Origin of the sequence: Dehalococcoides mccartyi 195 (genome assembly GCF_000011905.1) — a bacterium.
GTDB classification, from domain to species: domain Bacteria; phylum Chloroflexota; class Dehalococcoidia; order Dehalococcoidales; family Dehalococcoidaceae; genus Dehalococcoides; species Dehalococcoides mccartyi.
On the sequence record NC_002936.3, the window covers coordinates 756,006 to 777,033 of the forward strand.

19 protein-coding genes are annotated in these 21,028 nt (G+C 49.5%); 6 read left to right on the plus strand and 13 right to left on the minus strand.

Going from position 1 to position 21,028, the window contains the following annotated elements:
• Positions 1–50: 50 nt before the first annotated feature.
• The 8 genes from leuC to DET_RS04355 form a co-directional block, all read right to left on the minus strand.
• On the minus strand, positions 51–1,304 hold the full coding sequence (gene leuC / locus DET_RS04300) for a 3-isopropylmalate dehydratase large subunit (protein WP_041223364.1): 1,254 nt from the start codon (positions 1,302–1,304) through the stop codon (positions 51–53).
• Positions 1,305–1,321: 17 nt separating this feature from the next.
• Positions 1,322–1,723: an MgtC/SapB family protein gene (locus DET_RS04310; protein ID WP_010936557.1), complete on the minus strand. Its 402-nt coding sequence runs from the start codon at positions 1,721–1,723 to the stop codon at positions 1,322–1,324.
• A 15-nt stretch (positions 1,724–1,738) separates the two neighbouring features.
• Positions 1,739–3,256: a 2-isopropylmalate synthase gene (locus DET_RS04320; protein ID WP_010936558.1), complete on the minus strand. Its 1,518-nt coding sequence runs from the start codon at positions 3,254–3,256 to the stop codon at positions 1,739–1,741.
• A 175-nt stretch (positions 3,257–3,431) separates the two neighbouring features.
• Positions 3,432–4,430, minus strand: a complete 999-nt coding sequence (ilvC, locus tag DET_RS04335; protein ID WP_010936559.1) for a ketol-acid reductoisomerase — start codon at positions 4,428–4,430, stop codon at positions 3,432–3,434.
• 18 nt (positions 4,431–4,448) lie between these two features.
• A complete protein-coding gene (ilvN, locus tag DET_RS04340; protein ID WP_010936560.1) occupies positions 4,449–4,985 on the minus strand; it encodes an acetolactate synthase small subunit in 537 nt (178 codons plus the stop codon).
• On the minus strand, positions 4,961–6,670 hold the full coding sequence (gene ilvB, locus DET_RS04345; RefSeq protein ID WP_010936561.1) for a biosynthetic-type acetolactate synthase large subunit: 1,710 nt from the start codon (positions 6,668–6,670) through the stop codon (positions 4,961–4,963). The genes ilvN and ilvB overlap by 25 nt, the downstream gene beginning before the upstream one ends.
• 21 nt (positions 6,671–6,691) lie before the next feature.
• Positions 6,692–8,359 (minus strand): dihydroxy-acid dehydratase, encoded by a 1,668-nt coding sequence (gene ilvD / locus DET_RS04350; protein ID WP_010936562.1) that lies wholly within the window; start codon positions 8,357–8,359, stop codon positions 6,692–6,694.
• Positions 8,360–8,460: 101 nt separating this feature from the next.
• Positions 8,461–9,102 (minus strand): L-threonylcarbamoyladenylate synthase, encoded by a 642-nt coding sequence (locus DET_RS04355; protein ID WP_010936563.1) that lies wholly within the window; start codon positions 9,100–9,102, stop codon positions 8,461–8,463.
• Positions 9,103–9,333: 231 nt separating this feature from the next.
• Between DET_RS04355 and guaA the strand changes: the two genes are divergently transcribed.
• The 6 genes from guaA to DET_RS04385 are packed head-to-tail and all read left to right on the plus strand — an operon-like array spanning position 9,334 to position 15,272.
• Positions 9,334–10,935, plus strand: a complete 1,602-nt coding sequence (gene guaA / locus DET_RS04360; protein WP_010936564.1) for a glutamine-hydrolyzing GMP synthase — start codon at positions 9,334–9,336, stop codon at positions 10,933–10,935.
• A 6-nt stretch (positions 10,936–10,941) separates the two neighbouring features.
• Entirely contained in the window at positions 10,942–11,253 is a 312-nt protein-coding gene (locus DET_RS04365) for a hypothetical protein (protein WP_010936565.1), read from the plus strand.
• Positions 11,254–11,272: 19 nt separating this feature from the next.
• Positions 11,273–12,550 (plus strand): phosphoribosylamine--glycine ligase, encoded by a 1,278-nt coding sequence (gene purD, locus DET_RS04370; RefSeq protein WP_010936566.1) that lies wholly within the window; start codon positions 11,273–11,275, stop codon positions 12,548–12,550.
• A complete protein-coding gene (gene purE / locus DET_RS04375; RefSeq protein WP_010936567.1) occupies positions 12,541–13,005 on the plus strand; it encodes a 5-(carboxyamino)imidazole ribonucleotide mutase in 465 nt (154 codons plus the stop codon). The genes purD and purE overlap by 10 nt, the downstream gene beginning before the upstream one ends.
• Entirely contained in the window at positions 13,002–14,357 is a 1,356-nt protein-coding gene (gene purB, locus DET_RS04380; protein ID WP_010936568.1) for an adenylosuccinate lyase, read from the plus strand. The genes purE and purB overlap by 4 nt, the downstream gene beginning before the upstream one ends.
• Entirely contained in the window at positions 14,358–15,272 is a 915-nt protein-coding gene (locus DET_RS04385) for a phosphoribosylaminoimidazolesuccinocarboxamide synthase (RefSeq protein ID WP_010936569.1), read from the plus strand. It begins immediately after the preceding gene.
• Positions 15,273–15,340: 68 nt separating this feature from the next.
• On the opposite strand, the gene hisB is transcribed toward DET_RS04385, so the two are convergent.
• Genes hisB through DET_RS04415 form a run of 5 tightly spaced genes read right to left on the minus strand, consistent with a single transcriptional unit; the run spans position 15,341 to position 20,976 of the window.
• Positions 15,341–15,931, minus strand: a complete 591-nt coding sequence (hisB, locus tag DET_RS04390) for an imidazoleglycerol-phosphate dehydratase HisB (protein WP_010936570.1) — start codon at positions 15,929–15,931, stop codon at positions 15,341–15,343.
• Between the two features lies 1 nt (position 15,932).
• Positions 15,933–17,009, minus strand: coding sequence for a histidinol-phosphate transaminase (hisC, locus tag DET_RS04395; protein WP_010936571.1), 1,077 nt, complete (start codon positions 17,007–17,009; stop codon positions 15,933–15,935).
• A 12-nt stretch (positions 17,010–17,021) separates the two neighbouring features.
• Positions 17,022–18,332, minus strand: coding sequence for a histidinol dehydrogenase (gene hisD, locus DET_RS04400; protein ID WP_010936572.1), 1,311 nt, complete (start codon positions 18,330–18,332; stop codon positions 17,022–17,024).
• 6 nt (positions 18,333–18,338) lie between these two features.
• Positions 18,339–19,745 (minus strand): ATP phosphoribosyltransferase, encoded by a 1,407-nt coding sequence (hisG, locus tag DET_RS04410; RefSeq protein WP_010936573.1) that lies wholly within the window; start codon positions 19,743–19,745, stop codon positions 18,339–18,341.
• Positions 19,738–20,976 (minus strand): ATP phosphoribosyltransferase regulatory subunit, encoded by a 1,239-nt coding sequence (locus DET_RS04415; RefSeq protein ID WP_010936574.1) that lies wholly within the window; start codon positions 20,974–20,976, stop codon positions 19,738–19,740. Before DET_RS04415 ends, hisG begins: the two co-directional genes overlap by 8 nt.
• Positions 20,977–21,028 lie beyond the last annotated feature (52 nt).

Consider the following 21,028-nt stretch of genomic DNA (forward strand, 5'->3'; position numbering starts at 1 on the left):
GCCTGTTTTAAACAAGACCTTCTTCGTCTCCCTCTGACAGGATTTACTATTTAAATTTCATCGGGATGGGCAATATATCCCTTGATGGCGGTAGCGGCGGCAACGGCCGGCCCGGCCAGGTATACTTCGCTCTTGGGGCTGCCCATACGCCCTACGAAATTGCGGTTGGTAGTTGCCAGACAGCGTTCACCGGCGGCCAAAATACCCATATGCCCGCCGAGGCAAGGACCGCAGGTGGGAGTGGAAACCGCAACCCCGGCATTGATAAAGGTTTCAATATAGCCGGCTTTCAGGGCATCCAGATAGACCTGCTGCGAACCGGGTATAACAATAGTCCTCAAATCAGGGCTGACTTTATTCCCTTCAAGCAGTTTGGCAGATATGGCCAGGTCTTCCAGCCTGCCGTTGGTGCATGAGCCGATGATAACCTGGTCAACCTTTATTTTACCAATCTGGCTGATGGGGCGGGCATTTGCCGGTGAATGCGGCAGTGATACCTGCGGCTCAAGCTTGGAAATATCAAAGTTATATGTTTTGGCATAAGACGCATCAGCATCATTATCATAAACCGTATACTGGCGTTTGGCTCTGGGGGTCACATATTCCAGAGTCTTTTCGTCAACCCTGAAAAGACCTGCCTTGCCGCCGGCCTCTATGGCCATATTGGACATGGTAAAGCGGTTTTCCATGGAAAGGGCATCAATAGCCTCTCCGCAGAAATACATGGCAGAGTACAAAGCCCCGTCTACCCCTATCTGACCTATGGTAAACAAAATAAGGTCTTTACCGCCAATCCATTTGGGCAGCTTACCCGAATAGTTAAATTTGATGGTGGGGGGGACTTTCATCCAAACCTCACCGGTGGCCATGGCGGCGGCTATATCGGTTGAGCCCATGCCGGTAGTAAAAGCGCCCAGTGCCCCGTAAGTGCAGGTATGGGAGTCAGCGCCTACCACAATATCCCCCGGCAGTACCAGACCCTGCTCGTGCAGGATTACATGCTCAACACCCATTTTACCGCATTCAAAAAAGAGTATACCCTGCTCACGGGCAAACTCACGCACCATTTTTACCTGTTCGGCAGATGCAATGTCCTTGTTGGGTACAAAATGGTCAGGCACAAAAACTATCTTTTTGGGGTCAAATACTTTGCTGACCCCAATCTTCTTAAACTCTTTTACGGCTATAGGTGCGGTAATGTCATTAGCCAGCACCAGGTCTACCTTGGCGTTTATAAAATCACCCGGGCTGACCTGAGTTTTGCCGCTGTGGGCGGCCAGTATTTTTTCAACTAAGTTCATCATAACCTCTCCAAGAATATCTAACGGAATTTTACCCGGTCAATAAGTAATATAAGCAGTATCACACCGGTACCGACGGCGGACAAAAAGTACATACCCGCACCGGATGCCAGGCCTATACCGGCAACAGCCCAGATAGTGGCGGCAGTGGTTAGCCCCTCAACATGTCCCTCTGTCTGGCGGAGTATAGCCCCTGCACCCAGAAAGCCCACCCCGGTAACTATACCGGCGGCTATCCGGCTGATATCCGTTTCCGCAAAACCGTATATGGATACCAGGGTTATCAGGCAGGAACCCACGCAAATAAGGGTGTTGGTACGCAGCCCGGCTGCCTTGCCTGAGCGTTCCCGTTCATAACCAATAATCCCGCCCAGTACCACGGCCAGCAGAATGCGAAACAGCATTTCCACTTCTATCGGCATGGCATGTCGCTCCTTTTAAGATGCGTTCTTGACCCTGAGCAAACGGTTTAAGGCGTTCATATAAGCCTTGGCGCTGGCTACTATTATATCGGTATCAGAGCCGCGTCCGGTATATGTTACCCCGTCACTCTCAATCCGGATCAGCACTTCACCCAGTGCGTCAATGCCGGCCGTAACAGACTTGACCGAAAATTCAGTCAGTTTGTTAGGTACATTTACTATCCGGTTTATGGCCTTGTAAACAGCATCTACCGGCCCGCTGCCCAAAGCGGCATCTTCTGCTGCTCCGCCGTTCGGGGTGGTTAGTCTGACGGCAGCAGTGGGTATGCCCCGGTCTCCGGAGGTAACCTGTATCCGGTCCAGATGATAAAGCTCAACTGTAGTCCGCAGTTCCTCGGCAACCAGCGCTTCTATATCCCGGTCAGTCACGTCCTTCTTTTTATCGGCCAAATCTTTAAAGGCCTTGAATGCGCGGTCAAAATCCTCTTCGTTCAGGTCAAAGCCCAGCTCTGTCAGGTGCTGTTTGAAGGCATGGCGGCCGGAAAGTTTGCCCAGCACCAGACTGGAAGCCTGAATACCCACTTCTTTGGGGTCCATAATCTCAAAAGTTTTAGCCATTTTAATAACGCCGTCCTGATGGATACCGGACTGATGGCGGAAAGCGTTTTCACCCACCACAGCCTTGTTGGGCTGGATAGCAAAACCGGTCAGAGCGCTGACCAGGCGGCTGCTGCGGTATATTTCCTGGGTGTTTATACCTGTTTCAAAATTGAAAAAGTCACTCCGGGTGCGCAGTGCCATCACTACTTCTTCCAGTGCTGCATTACCGGCACGCTCGCCTATGCCGTTCAGGGTGCATTCCACCTGTCTGGCACCGTTTTTAACCGCAGCCAGCGAATTGGCTGTGCCCATGCCCAAATCATCGTGGCAGTGTACGCTTATTACCGCTTTGTTTATATTAGGCACATTCTGGCGGATACCCTTTATGAGTTCGCCGAATTCACTGGGAATAGCGTAACCCACCGTATCAGGTATATTCAGGGTGGTAGCCCCGGCATCTATAACTGCTTCCAGCAGTTTATACAGAAACTCCGGGTCAGAGCGGCTGGCATCCATCGGGGAAAACTCTATATCATCAGTATAGCTTTTGGCTCTGGCAACCATAGTGCGTGCCAGCTCCATTACTTCTTCACGGCTCTTTTTTATCTGGTGAACCATGTGTATTTCAGATGAAGAAATAAACACATGAATTCGGGGGTGGGCAGCTTCTTTCAAAGCCTCCCAGGCACGGTCAATGTCAGCCGGTATAGCTCTGGCCAGACCGCAGATGACAGGGGTGCGCACTTCCTGGGCTATCAGCTTTACCGCTTCAAAATCACCGGGAGAGGTGATGGGAAAACCTGCTTCAATGATATCCACCCCCAGTTTTTCCAGCTGCCGGGCTATCTCCAGTTTTTCCTGTGCATTCAAAGACGCACCGGCAGCCTGTTCTCCATCTCTGAGGGTGGTATCAAAAATCTTTATTTTGTCCATGACAAAAATCCTTTCTGAAAGAAAATTACTCTATATTTAGCATTATAACCGGATACCCCTCTTCGTCCAGAAAGAGGGGCTGCTAAGGATGAGAAGTTTCCCTTCAGCCAGGCTGTGATACAGTCCGCTTATATTATTTGGAATGTAATCTGTCATGGTTATTTTTAAATGCCCTTTACTTTTTCTTTTTCAGCCAGCTCATCATAGAGCGCAGTTCGGCACCCACTTCTTCAATAAGGTGCTCAGACTCCATGCGGCGGAGGGAGTTATAAACAGGGCGTCCGGCCTGATTTTCCAGTATCCATTCCTTGGCAAAGCTGCCATCCTGAATCTCGCCCAGTATCTCACCCATAGTTTCATAGGTTTCTTCGTTGATAACTCTGGGGCCGCGGGTGAAGTCACCGTATTTGGCGGTGTCAGAAATGGAATCACGCATATAGGCAATACCGCCCTGATACATCAGGTCTACAATCAGCTTGAGCTCATGCAGACATTCAAAATAAGCTACTTCGGGCTGGTATCCGGCTTCCACCAGGGTTTCAAAACCGGCTTTGACCAATGAGGTAGTGCCGCCGCACAAAACGGCCTGCTCGCCGAAAAGGTCAGTTTCGGTTTCTTCGGCAAAAGTGGTTTCCAGTACGCCGGCACGGTTAGAGCCGATACCCTTGGCATAAGCCAGAGCTATTTCTTTAGCCTTGCCGCTGGCGTCCTGTTCAACTGCAATAAGCGAAGGAGCGCCCGCGCCTTCGGTGAAGACCTGTCTCAGCATATAGCCGGGGCATTTGGGGGCAATCATGGTCACGTCTACAAAAGACGGGGGGACTATCTGCCCGTAATGAATATTGAAGCCATGGGCAAACATCAGCATTTTGCCGGGTGTTAACCCCTGTTCCACCGAATCTTTATAAATTTTGGCCTGAGATGTATCCGGTGCCAGCATCATAATAATATCGGCTTTTTTAGCCATTTCGGCTACGCACATTACCTCAAAACCATCAGCGGTGGCTTTTTTCCAGCCGCGTCCGCCTTCAACGCAAGCCACAATAACCTTCAGGCCAGAATCACGCAGGTTCTGGGCATGGGCATGACCCTGGGCACCATAACCGACAATACCGATAATTTTCTTTTCAATAAGGCTTAAGTCACAGTCCTTATCGTAATATATAACAGCCATCTTTCCTCCTAGAGCTTTTTACTCTTTTGTTTTTGATTCTTTAGCTGATTGCAATTCGGTAGCGGTAGCAAGCCCGCCGCGGGTCATGGCGATTCGGCCGGTGCGGGTTATCTCCTTGATACCAAATGCACGTAATAGATTATATAGCGAATTTACTTTTTCTTCATCTCCGGTTACTTCCACTGTCAGCGAGTCGGAAGCTACGTCCACTATTTTTGCCCGGAAAATATCTACAATCTGCATTATTTCACTGCGGTTAGCCGGAGTGGATTTTACTTTTATAAGTGCCAGCTCACGGCAGATAATATCCTGCCCGGTAATATCTGACACCTTGACCACATCCACCACTTTGTCAAGCTGCTTGCGCACCTGCTCAACCATGGTATTAGCCCCGTCAACCACAATGGTCATACGGGAAAAACCGGGTGTTTCACTCCGCCCGACTGCAATACTGTCAATATTGAAACCACGCCGTCTGAAAAGGCTGGCCATGCGGTTTAATACGCCGGGCCTGTCTTCAACTAAAGCTACTATGGTATGCTTCGTCGGGGACATGCACTCACCTCTTTCTTAGGTTCTTCCAGTACTTCGTGGAGAGCGGCGCCGGGAGGAACCATGGGATATACGTTTTCTTCAGGTTCAATTATAAAGTTTATAAGGAAAGGTCCTTCGGTGGCCATAGCCTGTTCAATAGCCGGCCGGACCTCTTCCTTGCGTTTAACGTTTAGAGCCGGTATATCATAGGCTTCGGCTATTTTTATAAAATCAGGGCAGCCCAAAGGAGTAGCCACGTAATTTTTGTTATAGAACAAGTCCTGCCACTGGCGAACCATACCCAGATAGCCGTTATTGAAGACCGCTATTTTTACCGCAGCCCTTTCCTGAACTATTGTGGCCAGTTCCTGCATATTCATCTGGAATCCGCCGTCCCCGGCAATGCACCAGACAGTTTCGTCAGGACAGCCGACTTTAGCACCCAAAGCAGCCGGCAGGTCAAAACCCATAGTGCCCAGACCGCCGGAAGTCACCAGAGAATTGGGGCGGATATATGTATAGTGCTGGGCAGCCCACATCTGGTGCTGTCCCACCCCGGTAACCACAATGGCGTTGCCGCTGGTAGCTTCGCTTATCTGCTGGACTATATACTGGGGCAGGATAAGGTCAGTATGCCGTATGGAGAGCGGCGGGTGCTCTCTGCGCCAGTTTTCCAGCTGCCTCAGCCACTCAGAGTGCTGGACACATTCTACCTGTTTGTTGAGTGATTTAAGTACGGTTTTAACGTCACCCACTATAGGCACGTCAACCCGTATATTTTTACCTATTTCAGCCGGGTCTATATCTATATGAATAACACTGGCATGGGGAGCAAATGCGCTCAGCTTACCGGTAACCCGGTCATCAAAACGCATACCGATAGCCACTATCAGGTCAGTGGCCGCAACAGCCATATTGGCATAAGCCATGCCGTGCATACCCAGCATACCGTAGCTTAGTATATGGTCTTCGGGGAAACTGCTGACACCCAGCAAAGTGGTAATAACAGGCAGCTGACAGTTTTCCGCCAGGGTTTTCAGTTCTTCATTAGCACCGGAAATGTTTACCCCGTGTCCGGCAATAATCACCGGTTTCTCAGCGGTTTCTATCAGCTTGGCCGCCTTTTGTATCTGCATCAGATTGCCCTTTATAACGGGTTTGTAGCCGGGCAAATCAGGTTCATCAGGGTATTCAAACTCTGCCTGCTCAATAAATACGTCTTTGGGTATATCTATCAGCACCGGGCCGGGGCGTCCGGTTCGGGCTAAATAGAAAGCTTCTTTTATAGTGTCAGCCAGTGCACTTGCCCTGGTTACCAGATAATTCTGCTTGGTAATAGGCAAAGTGATGCCGGTAATATCAATCTCCTGAAAAGCATCTTTGCCGATAAGGTTACGGGTAACCTGGCCGGTTATAGCTACCATAGGTATGGAATCCATGTAGGCATTGGCAATGCCGGTAATCAGGTTGGTAGCACCAGGGCCAGACGTAGCCAGGCAGACACCTACTTTGCCGGTTACTCTGGCAAAACCATCGGCAGCATGGGCGGCACCCTGTTCATGCCGGGTCAAAATATGCCTTAAGGCGGGGTACTGGGGGAAAGTATCATACAGAGGCAAGAGTACTCCACCCGGATACCCGAAGATTACATCTGCCCCTTCTTTGAGCAGACTTTCACATACTATCTGGGCGCCAGTCAATTTCATTTTCTCATTGCCCCCTTAGAATTAGTCTTTGAAAACCGCCCCGGTACTGGCCGAGGTGACGTTTTCTGTATAATATTTCAGATAACCGCTTGTGATTTTAGGTTTGAAAGCCGGCACATTTGCCAGCCGTTTCTGGATTTCCTCATCTGAAAGCTCTACCGAAAGTTTGTAATTATGGATATCAATATTTATCATATCCCCGTCCTGCAAGGCGGCTATAGGTCCGCGGGCAGCGGCTTCGGGCGAAACATGCCCCATAGCGGCTCCGCGGGTTGCGCCTGAAAAACGCCCGTCCGTAATCAGAGCTACTTCTTTATCCAGCCCCATGCCTGCCAAAAGCGAGGTTGGGGTGAGCATCTCCCGCATACCCGGCCCGCCTTTAGGCCCTTCATAACGGATAACCAGTACATCACCGGGGATTATCTTGCCGCCCATAATAGCTTTGGTAGCCAGCTCCTCAGAGTCAAATATACGGGCAGGCCCGCGGTGAACCATCATCTCAGGGGCAACGGCAGAGCGTTTGACTACGCTGCCACTTGGTGCCAGATTGCCGAACAAAATAGCCAGCCCGCCTTTGGGTGAATACGGGTTTGAAGCAAAACGGATAACTTTATTATCAGCTTTGGGGGCGGCATCCGCCATCTGGCCTATAGTTTTGCCGGAAACAGTCCGGGCGTCATTTTTCAGCCAGGGTTTCAGCTCTTTGAGCACACTGCCTATGCCGCCGGCCTGGTCCAGGTTTTCAATATGGTACGGCCCTGACGGACGGAGTTTGCACAAATTCGGGGTAGTATCACTTACCCTGTTTATTTCTTCCAGTGAAAAATCAGCCCCGGCTTCATGGGCAACTGCCATAACATGGAGTACCGAATTGGTACTGCCGCCCAGTGCCACATCCAGACTGAAGGCGTTGTAAATGGCATCCGGCGTGATTATATCCTTGGGGCAGGTATTGTCTTTTATCAGTTTCAGTATCTGCCTGCCGGTGTCTTTGGCCAGCTGGGTGCGGCGTGAATCTACCGCCGGGATAGTGCCGTTGCCGGGCAAAGCCATACCCAGAGCTTCGGTCAGGCAGTTCATGGTATTGGCAGTGAACATGCCGGCACAGCTGCCGCAGCCGGGACAGGCCACTTTTTCCAGTTCCAGCAGTTCTTCTTCGGTCATCTGGCCTTTGGCCACCTGACCCACTGCTTCAAAAACGCTGTTCAAATCAACACAGCTGACCTGGTCATTTTTCCTTAACCGCCCGGCCAGCATGGGGCCGCCGCTGACAAATATAGAGGGAATGTTTAAACGGCAGGCAGCCATCAGCATGCCGGGAACCACCTTGTCACAGTTCGGTATAAACACCAGGCCGTCAAAGGCGTGCGCCATGGCCATTATTTCAACTGTATTGGCAATAATCTCACGGCTGGGCAGACTGTATTTCATACCGGCATGGTTCATGGCAATGCCATCACAAACCGCAATAGTATTAAACTCAAATCCCACTCCGCCGGCGGCATTTATACCCTCTTTAACCGCTTCGGAGATACGCCTGAGATGAATGTGTCCGGGGACTACTTCGGTAAAGCTGTTTACAATACCTATAAAAGGTTTTTGAAAGCTCTCGGTGTTTAAGCCCAGAGCGCGCAGCAAAGACCGGTGCGGGGCACGTTCAATACCTAGTTTGACATCTTCGCTTTTCATTATAGGTTCTCCCGTTTAAAAGAATTAAAAACCGTCCTTTGGGGACGGGTGTACGACGGATTATTGGAAGTGTTTAACCTTAACACAGTCCACGTTTGCTGTCAAGCTGAAAAGCCGTTTTTGGCGGCCGTTTCAAGTATATCTGATTCTTTTATGGCCCCCTGGCGGATAATCTTCAAACCGTCAGGGTTTACCGCTATTATGGTAGATTCCACCCCTCCGCTCACCTGCCCGCCGTCAAGGATAAAATCCACCCGGTCACCCAGCTGTTTTTCGGCCTCAGCGGCATTAAGTGAGCTTTTGCACCCGCTGAGATTGGCGCTGGTGCCGGTTACCGGTTCACCAACCCGTTTCAGCATCTCAATTACCGCCGGCTGGTTTGGTATCCTTATGGCTACAGTTTCATTTCCGCCGGTCAGCTCAAGGGGTATATTATCTGTCTTGGGCAGCACCAGGGTAAGCCCTCCCGGCCAGTATTCTTTAGCCAGCTTGCTGGCCAGCGGCGGAAAAACTTTGGCCACCTGATTTATTTGGGAGATATCCCCTATTAAAGCCGGCAAACCCTTAGTATTGGCGCGGCCTTTTATGTCAAATACGCGCCTCACTGCCTGGGTATTGCTGGCTAAAGCCCCCACTGCATAAACTGTATCGGTGGGAAATACCACTACCCCGCCCCGCTTAAGTATGCTGACTGCCTGGTCTATCTGGCTTTCCATACCGGCATCAAACAAATTTGGTGTCATATATTTATTACCTCTGGCATTTACAAACCCGGTAAATATATCTAAATACTCTTAGGAAATTTAGTCAAGTATTATCCGGGAAAGCCCTATGAGAAACGGGCCTGTTTTCTTTACAATTTTAGCCTATAATGCTAAGCTACCATCAAGAAAATGATGAGCGAAATGAATAATATACAAACCACTGAAAGCCTGCGGGTTGCCACTAGCGGAGACATTGAGGTCTCTACTTATTTGGAAATTGCCAAGGAAAAGTCCGGCGCCAAACCGGAGTTTATTGATAACGAAGATGAAAGCCTGCGTGAATCAATAGTAATCTTTGATTTCGGTTCTCAATACAGCTTACTTATTGCCCGCCGTATACGTGAGATGCATGTTTATTGCGAGCTGGTTTCGCACGATACCCCTTGGGAGAAAATAGCCCACTTAAATCCCCGCGGGTTTATTCTTTCCGGCGGGCCTTCCAGTGTCTACGAAGCAGGAGCGCCTTTGGCCCCTGCTTATATATTTGAAAGTAAATTGCCGGTTTTGGGTATTTGCTACGGTATGCAGGCTATCACCCACCAGCTTGGGGGGGTAGTTGAGCACAGTGAAAAACGCGAATACGGCCATGCCTTACTCCACTCAAGCGTGGCAAATTCCGACCTCCTGTCGGATATGCCCGAACCCTCTCCCGTTTGGATGAGCCACGGAGACCGTATTGAGAAAATGCCGGCCGGGTTTACGGCGCTGGCTTACACTGAAAACTGCCCGGTGGCGGTTATGGGTAACGAAGCGGACATTTACGGTTTGCAGTTTCACCCCGAAGTTGTCCATTCCCCTAACGGCAAAATCATTCTTAAAAACTTTGTTTTCAATATTTGTAAATGTCATGCCAACTGGACTATGGGCAACTATATTCAGGAAAGCATTCATAATATACGCGAACAGGTCGGAGACGGTCAGGTTATCTGTGCCCTTTCCGGCGGGGTTGATTCGGCGGTAGTGGCTTCTCTTATCCACAAGGCCATTGGTGACCAGCTGACCTGCATATATGTAAATAACGGTCTTCTCCGGCGTGAGGAGGCTGACCGCACCCTGCATGTTTTCAAAAACCATATGGGTATGAAAATAATATATGTAGATGCGGTTGACCGTTTCCTTGATAGCCTTAGCGGAGTTACCGACCCCGAACAGAAACGCAAGGTTATCGGCAGTGAATTTATTAAAGTATTTGAAGATGAAGCCTGTAAGCTTGGCAAGATTGATTTTCTGGCTCAGGGGACACTTTACCCTGACGTCATAGAAAGCGTTTCTTCCGTATCTAAAGCTTCCGCCAAAATAAAAAGCCATCATAACGTGGGCGGCCTGCCTGCCCATATGAAGTTAAAACTTATAGAGCCTTTGCGCTATCTCTTTAAAGATGAAGTGCGGCTGCTGGGCAAAGAGCTGGGTTTGCCGGACGAAATGATTTGGCGTCAGCCCTTCCCCGGCCCCGGTCTGGCAATACGCATTATCGGTGAAGTTACCCGTGAAAAGCTGGAAATCCTCCGCGCGGCGGACTGGATTGTAATGAGCGAAATTAAAAAAGCCAAAATGTATCACCAGGTATGGCAAAGCTTTGCCATATTGACTGATGTTAAGTCTGTGGGTGTTATGGGTGATTTCCGCACCTACGGTTATCTGGTTGCAATCAGGGCTGTCACCAGCGAAGACGCCATGACGGCGGACTGGGCTAAACTGCCTTATGATTTGCTTTCAGTTATATCCAACCGGATTGTTAACGAGGTTAAAGAAGTGAACAGGGTGGTTTATGATATAAGCTCCAAACCGCCTTCCACTATTGAATGGGAGTAAGGTATTATGACCGGCGGTTATATCATGGGCAGAGGCTACACACCCGAAACCTGTCTGGATGAAGTTAAAAAAGCGCTGACAGATTTGGGGGGGAGGGCTTCGGCCGAAGAGATACTGCAGGCGGTCAGGAAAAAAGGCCACTGGAGTGATGAGGCTATCTGGCAGTGTCTGGAATCAAATACCATAAACTACCCGCCTGCCTGCCGCCGTGATACATCTGCGGATTCAAAGTTTCTTTTCCTGAGGGAAGACGGCAATTATGAGTTTTATGCCCCCCGTTGGCATGGCCGCTACGAGCGGGGCAGAAGAATAGTTTAGTTTTGCTGAGGAGACAACTCTGAAAGTTCTGGTTATTGGAAATGGGGCAAGAGAGCATGCTATTGTCTGGAAGCTCTCTCAGAGCCCGAAAGTTACTAAAATTTACGTTGCCCCGGGTAATGCCGGTACAAGCCTTATAGCTGAAAATGTGGCTATAAGCTGTACAAATATCAAAGGTTTGCTGGCCTTCGCCAAAGATAACTCCATTGATATCACTTTTGTAGGGCCTGAAGCACCGCTGGCAGGCGGAGTGGTAGATGTCTTTGCATCTGCCGGTCTGCGCATATTCGGACCCTGCCGTGAGGCAGCCCAGCTGGAATCAAGCAAGGTTTTTACCAAAGAACTGCTTCTTTCAAATAAAATCCCCACCGCTTACAGCCGCAGTTTTTCCAGTTATGAAAAAGCTTGTTCATATTTGAACCGGCTTGAAATGCCGGTGGTAATCAAGGCAGACGGTCTGGCAGGCGGCAAAGGGGTTACCGTTGCCCAAACCTATGAGCAGGCTATGGCGGCCTTATCAGATATTATGGAAGCCAAAATATTCGGCGAAGCCGGCGAAAACGTAGTTATAGAAGAGTGCATGGTGGGGCGTGAGATGAGCTTTTTTGCGGTTACTGACGGCAAAACGGTTGCTCCTTTAAGTGCCGCCTGTGATTATAAACGGATTTATGACGGGGATAAGGGTGCTAATACCGGCGGTATGGGCAGTTATACCCCCCCCGTGTTTTTTACACCTGAGCTTAAGGACGAGATAATGTCCCGTATTCTGCTCCCGGTTATCAAAGCCCTGGCTGAACGCGGTATTACCTATAAAGGTGTTTTATATGCGGGGCTGATGATGACAGCCGAAGGGCCAAAGGTCATGGAGTTTAATGCCCGGTTTGGAGACCCCGAAACACAGGTTTTGATGCCCCTGCTTAAAACAGACTTGCTTGAAATAGTGGAGGCAACCCTGGAGGGGCGGCTTGATAAACTTAGTATTGAAATGGAAGACTCCTGCGCCGTGGGAGTAGTCTTGGCTTCAGGCGGTTACCCGGCTGAATACCGCAAGAGATTGCCCATAAGCGGCCTTTCAGATATGCCTTCGGATATACTGGTCTTTCATGCCGGCACTGTTGTTTCTGAAGAGGATGAGATAGTTACCAATGGCGGGAGGGTACTCTGTCTGGTCAGCAAAGGCCAAAGCATAGAGGCTGCCCGGGAAAATGTATATAGGAACATAGGCAAGGTATCTTTTGAAGATTGCCAGTACCGCCGGGACATAGCCTTGTTTAACGGGAGGGAACTATGCCGCTAGTAAGTATTGTAATGGGCTCTAAATCTGATGCCGAGGTTATGAAACCTACTGAGGAAATACTGGAGAAAATGGGCATTTCTTTTGAGACGCTGGTTATGTCTGCTCACCGTACTCCCGAAAAAGTGCAGGAGTTTTGTCTGGGTGCGTCCGCACGGGGGGTTGAACTGGTTATAGCTGCCGCTGGGGGGGCAGCCCATTTGCCGGGAGTAATTGCCAGCTGGCTGACACTGCCGGTTATAGGCGTACCGGTGGCTTCAGGTGAACTCAAAGGGGTTGATGCCCTTTATTCCATAGTCCAGATGCCCGCCGGTATACCGGTAGCAACCGTAGCTATCGGAGCGGCCGGTGCCAAGAATGCGGCTTATCTGGCGGCTGAAATACTGGGTTTAAAATATCAAAATATCCGTCAGGCTTATGAAAGCTACCGTCGGGAACTAAAAGGTGAGAACAAATGATAGAGCGATACAGCCGCCCTCAAATGAAAAAAGTCTGGTCAGACGAAAGCAAATTCGGTTACTGGCTGGATATTGAAATTGCAGTCTGCGAAGCCTGGGCTAAAATTGGCGTGATTTCCCGTGAGGATATTACCAAAATCAAGCTGGCGCGTTTGAATTTCAAACGTATGGAAGAACTACTAAAAGAAACCCACCACGATATGACTGCCTTTCTGGGCTCGGTGGCCGAAAGCTTGGGTGATGAATCCCGCTTTATCCATATGGGCATGACTTCTTCAGACGTTATGGACACCGCCCTCAGCCTTCAGCTGGTCGAAGCCTCCAAGATACTTAACAGCGGCATTAAAGAGCTGATAAATGCCCTGGCTGCCAAAGCTATGGAGTATAAATATACTGTTCAGGTAGGGCGTACCCACGGCGTGCACGCCGAACCCATTTCATTCGGGCTGAAACTGGCACTCTGGATGGAAGAAATGAAGCGTAACCGCCAGCGCCTTGCGGACGCCACCAAAGCTATTACGGTGGGCAAAATGTCAGGTGCGGTAGGCACATATGCTACTTTATCACCCGAAATTGAAGAAATAGCCTGTAAAAAACTGGGGCTTTCCCCGGCTTCCATTTCCAATCAGGTAATCCAGCGTGACCGTCATGCTCAGTACATGACTACTCTGGCCATTATCGCCGGTTCGCTGGAGAAATTTGCTACCGAAATACGGGCTCTTCAGAAGACTGAATGCCACGAGGCTGAAGAACCATTTGAAAAAGGGCAAACCGGTTCGTCAGCTATGCCTCATAAGAAAAATCCTGAGCTTTGCGAACGAATTTGCGGTATTGCCCGTATAATACGCGGTTATTCCGTTACCGCCATGGAAAATCAGCCCTTGTGGCATGAGCGGGATATCAGCCACTCCTCTACCGAACGGGTAATAATGCCTGACGGCTGTCTGCTGCTGGATTACGCTTTGCACATTTTTACCAATGTTATAAAGGGTCTAAATGTTTTCCCTGAACAGATGGAAAAGAATCTTAACCTTACCGGCGGTCTGGTTTATTCACAGAGAGTTATGCTTGCCCTGATAAACAAGGGGCTTTCACGCCAGCAGGCATACAAGATGGTGCAGCGGAATGCTATGCGCACCTGGCAAGGCGAAGATAATTTTATGAACCTGCTCAAGGCGGATACCGAGGTTATGGAACACCTTTCTTCTGCCGAAGTTGACGAATTATTTGACTACAAATTTTATCTGCGCTACATAGATGATATATTCAGACGGGTAGGGCTGACTAATTCCCAGTGGAAGAAAGGCGGGGATGCCTCCTCTGACGAAGGACTGGCCCCCAGAGCTATATAAATGACTGATAACAAAGTACTCATGGAAACCGCCCTGCCGCTGCCTTCTTTTATTAAGGGTAAGGTGCGGGATACTTATCTGCTGGGTGATAAACTGCTTATCATTGCCAGTGACCGTATTTCAGCTTTTGATGTAATATTGCCTGGCGGTATACCCGGCAAAGGGCGGGTGCTTAACCGTATCTCCTCATTCTGGTTTGAAAAAACCGCCCGCATAATACCCAATCATGTTATAGAGCTGGTTGAAGATGTAAGCTGTCTGGATAAATATTTGCCCCCGGAAGAACGCTTTCGTTACCCAGAATATTTGAGCGGCAGAAGCATGGTGGTCAAAAGGGTAAAGCGGGTTTCGGTGGAATGTGTGGTACGGGGTTACATTGCCGGCTCAGCCTGGAGTGAATATAAAAAGACGGGTACGGTAAATGGTATGCCCATGCCCAAAGGTCTTTTACAAAGCCAGGAGCTGCCCGAACCTATATTTACTCCTACTACCAAAGGTGAGGGCGAACATGACCATCCTATGACCATTGCCGAACTGGAAGCTATGGTTGGCAAAGAGCTGGCTGATAAACTGGCTGAAAAAAGCTTGGCACTTTATAAACTTGGGCGGGAATATGCCCGCCAAAGGGGTATTATTATAGCTGACACCAAGTTTGAGTTTGGTCTGGACGGCTCAGAGCTTATCCTTATTGACGAAGCCCTTACCCCGGATTCCAGCCGTTTCTGGGATGAAAAGACTTATAGAGTAGGCGAAGCCCAGGATAGCTATGACAAACAGCCCGTGAGAGATTATCTGGAAGCTATCGGCTGGGATAAAGAGCCTCCAGGCCCGGTATTGCCGGATGAGGTTATCAAATCAACTACCCGCCGGTATGAATACGCGTATGAAAGAATAACCGGTATCAAACTGGTCTAGCTGGGTTTCACATATCCAAAATAAAAAAGGGGCTTTTCGCCCCTTTTTTATTCTATAAACTATTTAAATCAGTTTTCCAGCATGCCTTTGGTGCTGGGGGCAATGCCCTCACGTCTGGGGTCTAAACTGGTAGCTTTGTCCAGTGCCCGCGCCAGCGCTTTGAAAAGGGCTTCGGCCTTATGGTGGTCATTTGACCCATATAAAATACGGGCATGCAAATTAAGCCGCCCCTCAATGGCAAAGGTCTCCAGAAAATGTCTGACCAGGTCGGTGGGAAAACCGGTAAGGTCATTTTTGGAAAAGGGCAAGTCCACCACCGCATATCCCCTGCCGCTCAGGTCCAAGGCCACTGTCGCCAAGGAATCATCCATAGGTACAGTGGCATCAGCCATCCGTACTATCCCCTTGCGTTCCCCCAAGGCCTCGTTAAAGGCTTTACCCAGCGTAAGCGCCACATCTTCCACCAGATGATGAATATCATCCCCGTTAGCGGAAACATTTATGTCAAATAAACCGTGCTTGGCCAGCTGAGAGAGCATATGGTCAAACAGCCTGACCCCGGTGCACATTTCAGCCTGACCGCTGCCATCCAGATTCAGGCTAAGGCTTATGGTGGTTTCGGTGGTCTGTCTTTTTATAGATGCTGTTCTCTTGGTCATGTTATTCCCCCATTTCCCCAAGCGCTTTTAACAGTGCGTCTGTATCTTCGGGCTTGCCCACTGAAAACCGCAGGCAGTTTTCCATCATTGGGGCATCAAAGCATCTTACCAAAATGCCCTGTGACTCCAGTGCCTGCTGAACATCTTTAGCCTTGCCTTTAAGCAGCTTGCACAAAATAAAGTTAGCCGCAGACGGATATGGTTTCAGCCAGCTAAATTTACTTAGTTCAGTATATAACCGTTTACGTTCATCCACAATCTTTTTTACAGTTTCCAGCATATATTCGCGCTGAAGCATAGTCTGGCGGACGGCTGCATCAGCCGCAATATTAACCGAATACGGGTCTTTGATACGTGAAAGGTAATCTGCAATTACCGGCGGGAAAAGCCCGTAACCCACCCGCAGACCAGCCAGCCCTGCCCACTTAGAAAAGGTGCGCAGTATCATCAGGTTCGGGTAACTGGGCATATCCGTCACCATAGTCTGCCCGGTAAATTCGTAATAAGCTTCGTCAATTACAGTGGGTACGCCCAAATCCAGTATCTGCCGGATATCTTCTTTGCTTATGGCTGTGCCGGTGGGGTTATTGGGGGCGGCTATGAATATAAGCTTGGTTTTTGGGGTAAGTGCATTTTTAATGCCGCCGATATTTACATCATAACCGGCATCACGCGGCACATTGACCACGGTTCCGCGGTTCAAATCAGTATAAAACTTATACATGGCGAAAGTAGGCGGGCAGTTAATAACCTCATCTCCGGGGTTTATAAACAGCCGCAGCAGCAAGTCTATCAGTTGGTCAGAGCCCGCCCCGCAGATAATCTGCTCCATATTTACGCCTGTATATTCCGCCAGCAAACGGCGGATTTCAAATTGGGTGGCGTCAGGATAGATATGGTACTGGTCAAAGGTTGACATAGCCTTTTGGACAGTTGGCGCAGCCCCGTACAGGTTTTCATTGGCATCCAGCTTGATTATCCGGTTTTTTGTCTTTACCAGTTCCGGTGCTTTGCAGGCAGAATAGCCGGCAAACCCTTCTAAATCTGTCCGTATGTATTTTTTCATATCATATGTCATATCAGTTCTCACTTATTCCATCCGCTTTAAGGCGGCTTCGGCATGGCATTCCAGCCCTTCGGCTCTGGCAATAGTGACAGCGGCTTTCCCCAGCTTTGTCACTTCCTCTTTGCTCACGTTTACAATATCTATATATTTTACAAAATCCAGTATATTAAGCGGGGAACTGAAACGGGCAGTACCGGAGGTGGGCAAAGCATGGCTTGGCCCGGCTACATAATCCCCCATTACCACACTGGCTTTTTCCCCGTAGAAGATACAGCCAGCATGATTTATACGGGATAAATACTGTTCTGAATCCTTTACCAGCAGGCATAAATGTTCGGTGGCATACATATTGGCCAGCTTAATGGCCTCATCCATATTATCCACAACCGCAATCAGCCCGTTGTCCCTTAAAGACTGCCGGATAATATCCTTTCGGGCACAGCTACCAGCTTTTGTCTCCACAATATCATTCACCCGTTTTGCCAGTTCCGCAGATGTAGTCACCATAATAGGCGAAGCCAGTACGTCATGTTCGGCCTGGGCCAGTATGTCCGAGGCACAGTATTCGGCATTTGCATACTGGTCAGCCAGTATCAATACCTCGCTAGGGCCCTGAAGCCCGTCAATATCCACTACCCCGAATACGGCTTTTTTGGCAAGTGTAACAAATATATTACCCGGCCCGCATATCTTGTCTACTTTGGGAATAGATTTGGTGCCGAAAGCAAGCGCTGCCACCGCCTGAGCACCGCCGCAGGCAAACACCTTGTCTACTCCGGCTATATAAGCGGCAGCCAGAGTGGGCGCAGGTATTTTTCCGTCTGCTCCCGGCGGAGTCACCAGTATTATTTCATCTACCCCGGCTTCCTTGGCCGGAATAGCAGTCATCAACACAGTTGACGGGTAAAAAGCTTTGCCGCCGGGTACATACAAGCCTACCCTTTCCAGCGGGCGGATAAGCTGTTTGCCCTGCATAATTTCAGCTGCTTTCCAGACAGCCTCTTTCTGAAAGTGGTGATAAGCCCGCACCTGAGTGGCGGCAAGTTTCAGTGCTTCAAATAGTTCGGCAGGTATTTCACCAGCGGCCTGCTTTATTTCGGCTGGGCTTACCTCAAGTTTTGAAATAGCGGCACGGTCAAACTTCAGGGTATACTCTAAAACAGCTTTGTCACCCTGTTTGCGTATATCGTCAATTATGCCGTTTACAGCCTTTTCGGGGTCAACCCCCAGCCGTTTGGCAAGTTCGGCCCTCTGGGTTTCGTCCAGAAAGAACCCGGCTTTATCCCGGCGGGAGAGCCTTTTTTCTGCTGGGGCAAACCCGCGGATTATTTCCATTTTACTTTAGGCCTCCAATGCCTTTTTAAGCATACTTATTACCGTGTTTATCCGTTCGCTCTTGGCGGCGGAAACTACGCTCTGGTAGTTGGCTATAACACAGGCGGTAGATTCAAATAAAGTATCTATTATTTTCAAGTTATGGCGGGCAATAGTGCCGCCGGTTTCGGTATTTTCCACCAGCATATCGGCATCTTCCGGCAGAAAAGCCTCAGTAGCCCCCCAGGTAGGAACAATGCGGTAATGCCCCAGGTGGTTGCTTCTGGCGTAAAAGTCAGAAATGTTGGTATATTCGGAAGCTATCCGCATTTCGCGGCTGCCGCAGTAATCTTTCAGTTCGTCCAGATTGGAAACCGGCACATCGTTATGCACCACCGCCACCAGTTTCACCCAGCCGTATTTCAAATCCAGCAGTTCCTTTACCGGGCTGGTCGGGAACTGGTAAAGATGGTCAGTCAGCCAGTCACGCCCGGTAATAGCCAGGTCAAAATTGCCGTTGGCTACCTGTATGGGCATATCCTGCGGGCGGATTACCTTTACCGCAATGCCGTTTATGCCGAATGCCGGACGGTGATTGCCCGTGGCAGATGGATAGTCTTCAATAGCTATCCCTGCGGCATCCAGTATCTTGCGGACATGGGGCTGCTGATGCCCGTCAGGCAGTGCCAAACGCACAGTATCATCAGGCATATCCAGAAAAGATGGCTGGCAGCCATTTACTGGTTCAATCTTAATATCTTCTGCTTTGGGTTCAACATACCGGCTGATATTTGCCATTACAGATGAAATAGCCCCGCTCAGATCTTTTTCTTCAAGGCTCTGGCTGTTGGCTATCAGATAGGCTTTAAAATCCAGCACTTTGGCGATGGAACGCAGATTCTTTTTAGCCAGGTCCGCTTCGGACTTGCGCGGCAGAATAACCACTTCAGCGGTATCCGGCGGATAAGCCTCTGCCGAACCCCAAAGCGGGAAAATACTGAAATTTTTAAGCCGCAGCTGCATGGCAAATGCCTCGGCGATATTCGGGTATTCGCTGGCTATGCGTATGCGGGTACTGCAGGCGGAAAGCGCCGCCAGGCTGTCATACGGGCTGTTTACAGCCGTTGCCGCATATAAAGCGCCATGCCCATAGCCCAGATTTTTCAGTTTGACTATACTACTGGAAGGGTAACGTGAAGTCAGTTCGGTAAGCCAGTCTGCCCCGCAGACACCCAAATCATAGTTGCCTATGGCCAGCTGAATGGGTATATCCTTCTCGTGAAATATTTTGGCGGACATTTCCGGGTTGGAAACTGATTTAAAGCAGTATATTTTAGCCTTATCCACATATCCGTCAAGCCCCCACTGGCTTTTTTCCAGCAGGGCTTTGGTATCACCAAGTAATCTGCCTTTTGGCAGAGCCACTCTAAGCATCTTCTTCACCGCTTAGCAGGCATATTACCTCGGCCTGATTTTTAAACTCTGTGGTTTTGTCTTCAATCAGGTCTGTTACTTCATAGCTGTCAGCCGCTTTAACCGTAACCGCCCAGCCATAAGCGGCCGTATCCACACCGGGGTAAAAAAGCTCAGCGCTTATGCCGCACTCGCGAATAAGGTTAGCCATTTCGTAGGCATTTTTAAGGTTATCACCTTCATATTTTATAAGTATTTTTTCTTCTACCATGTCATACATATCTTCGGCATCTATCATAGGTATAAGGCGGTTCAGATACAAAGCAAACCCGGCTGCCGGTTTGTCAGGACCGCCCAGCAGGGGGATAAGCTTGTCATAGCGGCCGCCGCCGCCCACGTGTTCGCCGTTTACGAACAAATGGAAAATTACCCCGGTATAGTATTCAAAACCTTTACCGGAGGCAAGGTCTATCTGGTAGCTGACACCCAGCTTATCCAGTACGTCTACCCCGGCAATAAAATCATTTAGGGGTTCTTCCAGGTCACCGCCGGCAGCCCCGGCCATGGCCATTACATTTTTCAGGAAAGCGGCTGAAGTGCCCTTGTTTTCCATCAGGAGCTTCAGGGTGCGGAAAAGCTCAGGCTTTTCGGCCTCAAGCCTGCTCATCAGGGCAACGTCCCCATCCAGCAGCTGATCAAATATTTTATGCTGTTCATCAGCATTCGGCTCAAGCTGGGCCAGCACCGCTTTTATAAGCTGGGAATGGGAAAGCCTTAGCTCCACGTCTTCAAAACCCAGTCTGGACAGGGTTTCCAACGCCAGCGTAATCAGCTCTGCATTAGCTTCCGAACCGGTAACGCCGATAATTTCAGCCCCCAGCTGCCAGTTTTCGCGGGATTTTTTGCCTGTTTCATCAAAGCGGAAAATATTGGAGGTATAGCACAAACGGGCAACTTCCATTTCCTGGAGGTTGTCTATATAAAGTCTGGCAGCCGGTATAGTGCCGTCCGGCCGCAGTACCACCCTTTCGCCGCTCCAGCCGTCCCAGTCCAAAAAGGAATATACCCTTTTAAGCATCTGGGGGGTAAGTGTGCCGCTTGAGGTAAACAGGCTTAGGTATTCCAGCATGGGGGTACGCACTTCTTCGTAACCCCAGGTAATGCAACTGTCATGGAAAATGCTTTCTATATACCTGAACCGAAGCATATCTTCGGGCAATAAATCACTGCAGCCTTTACAACGCGCAATCATGTTCTTCTACTCCGTTTAAAGTTAGTCTGTAGATTTTACAATACCCGGCCTG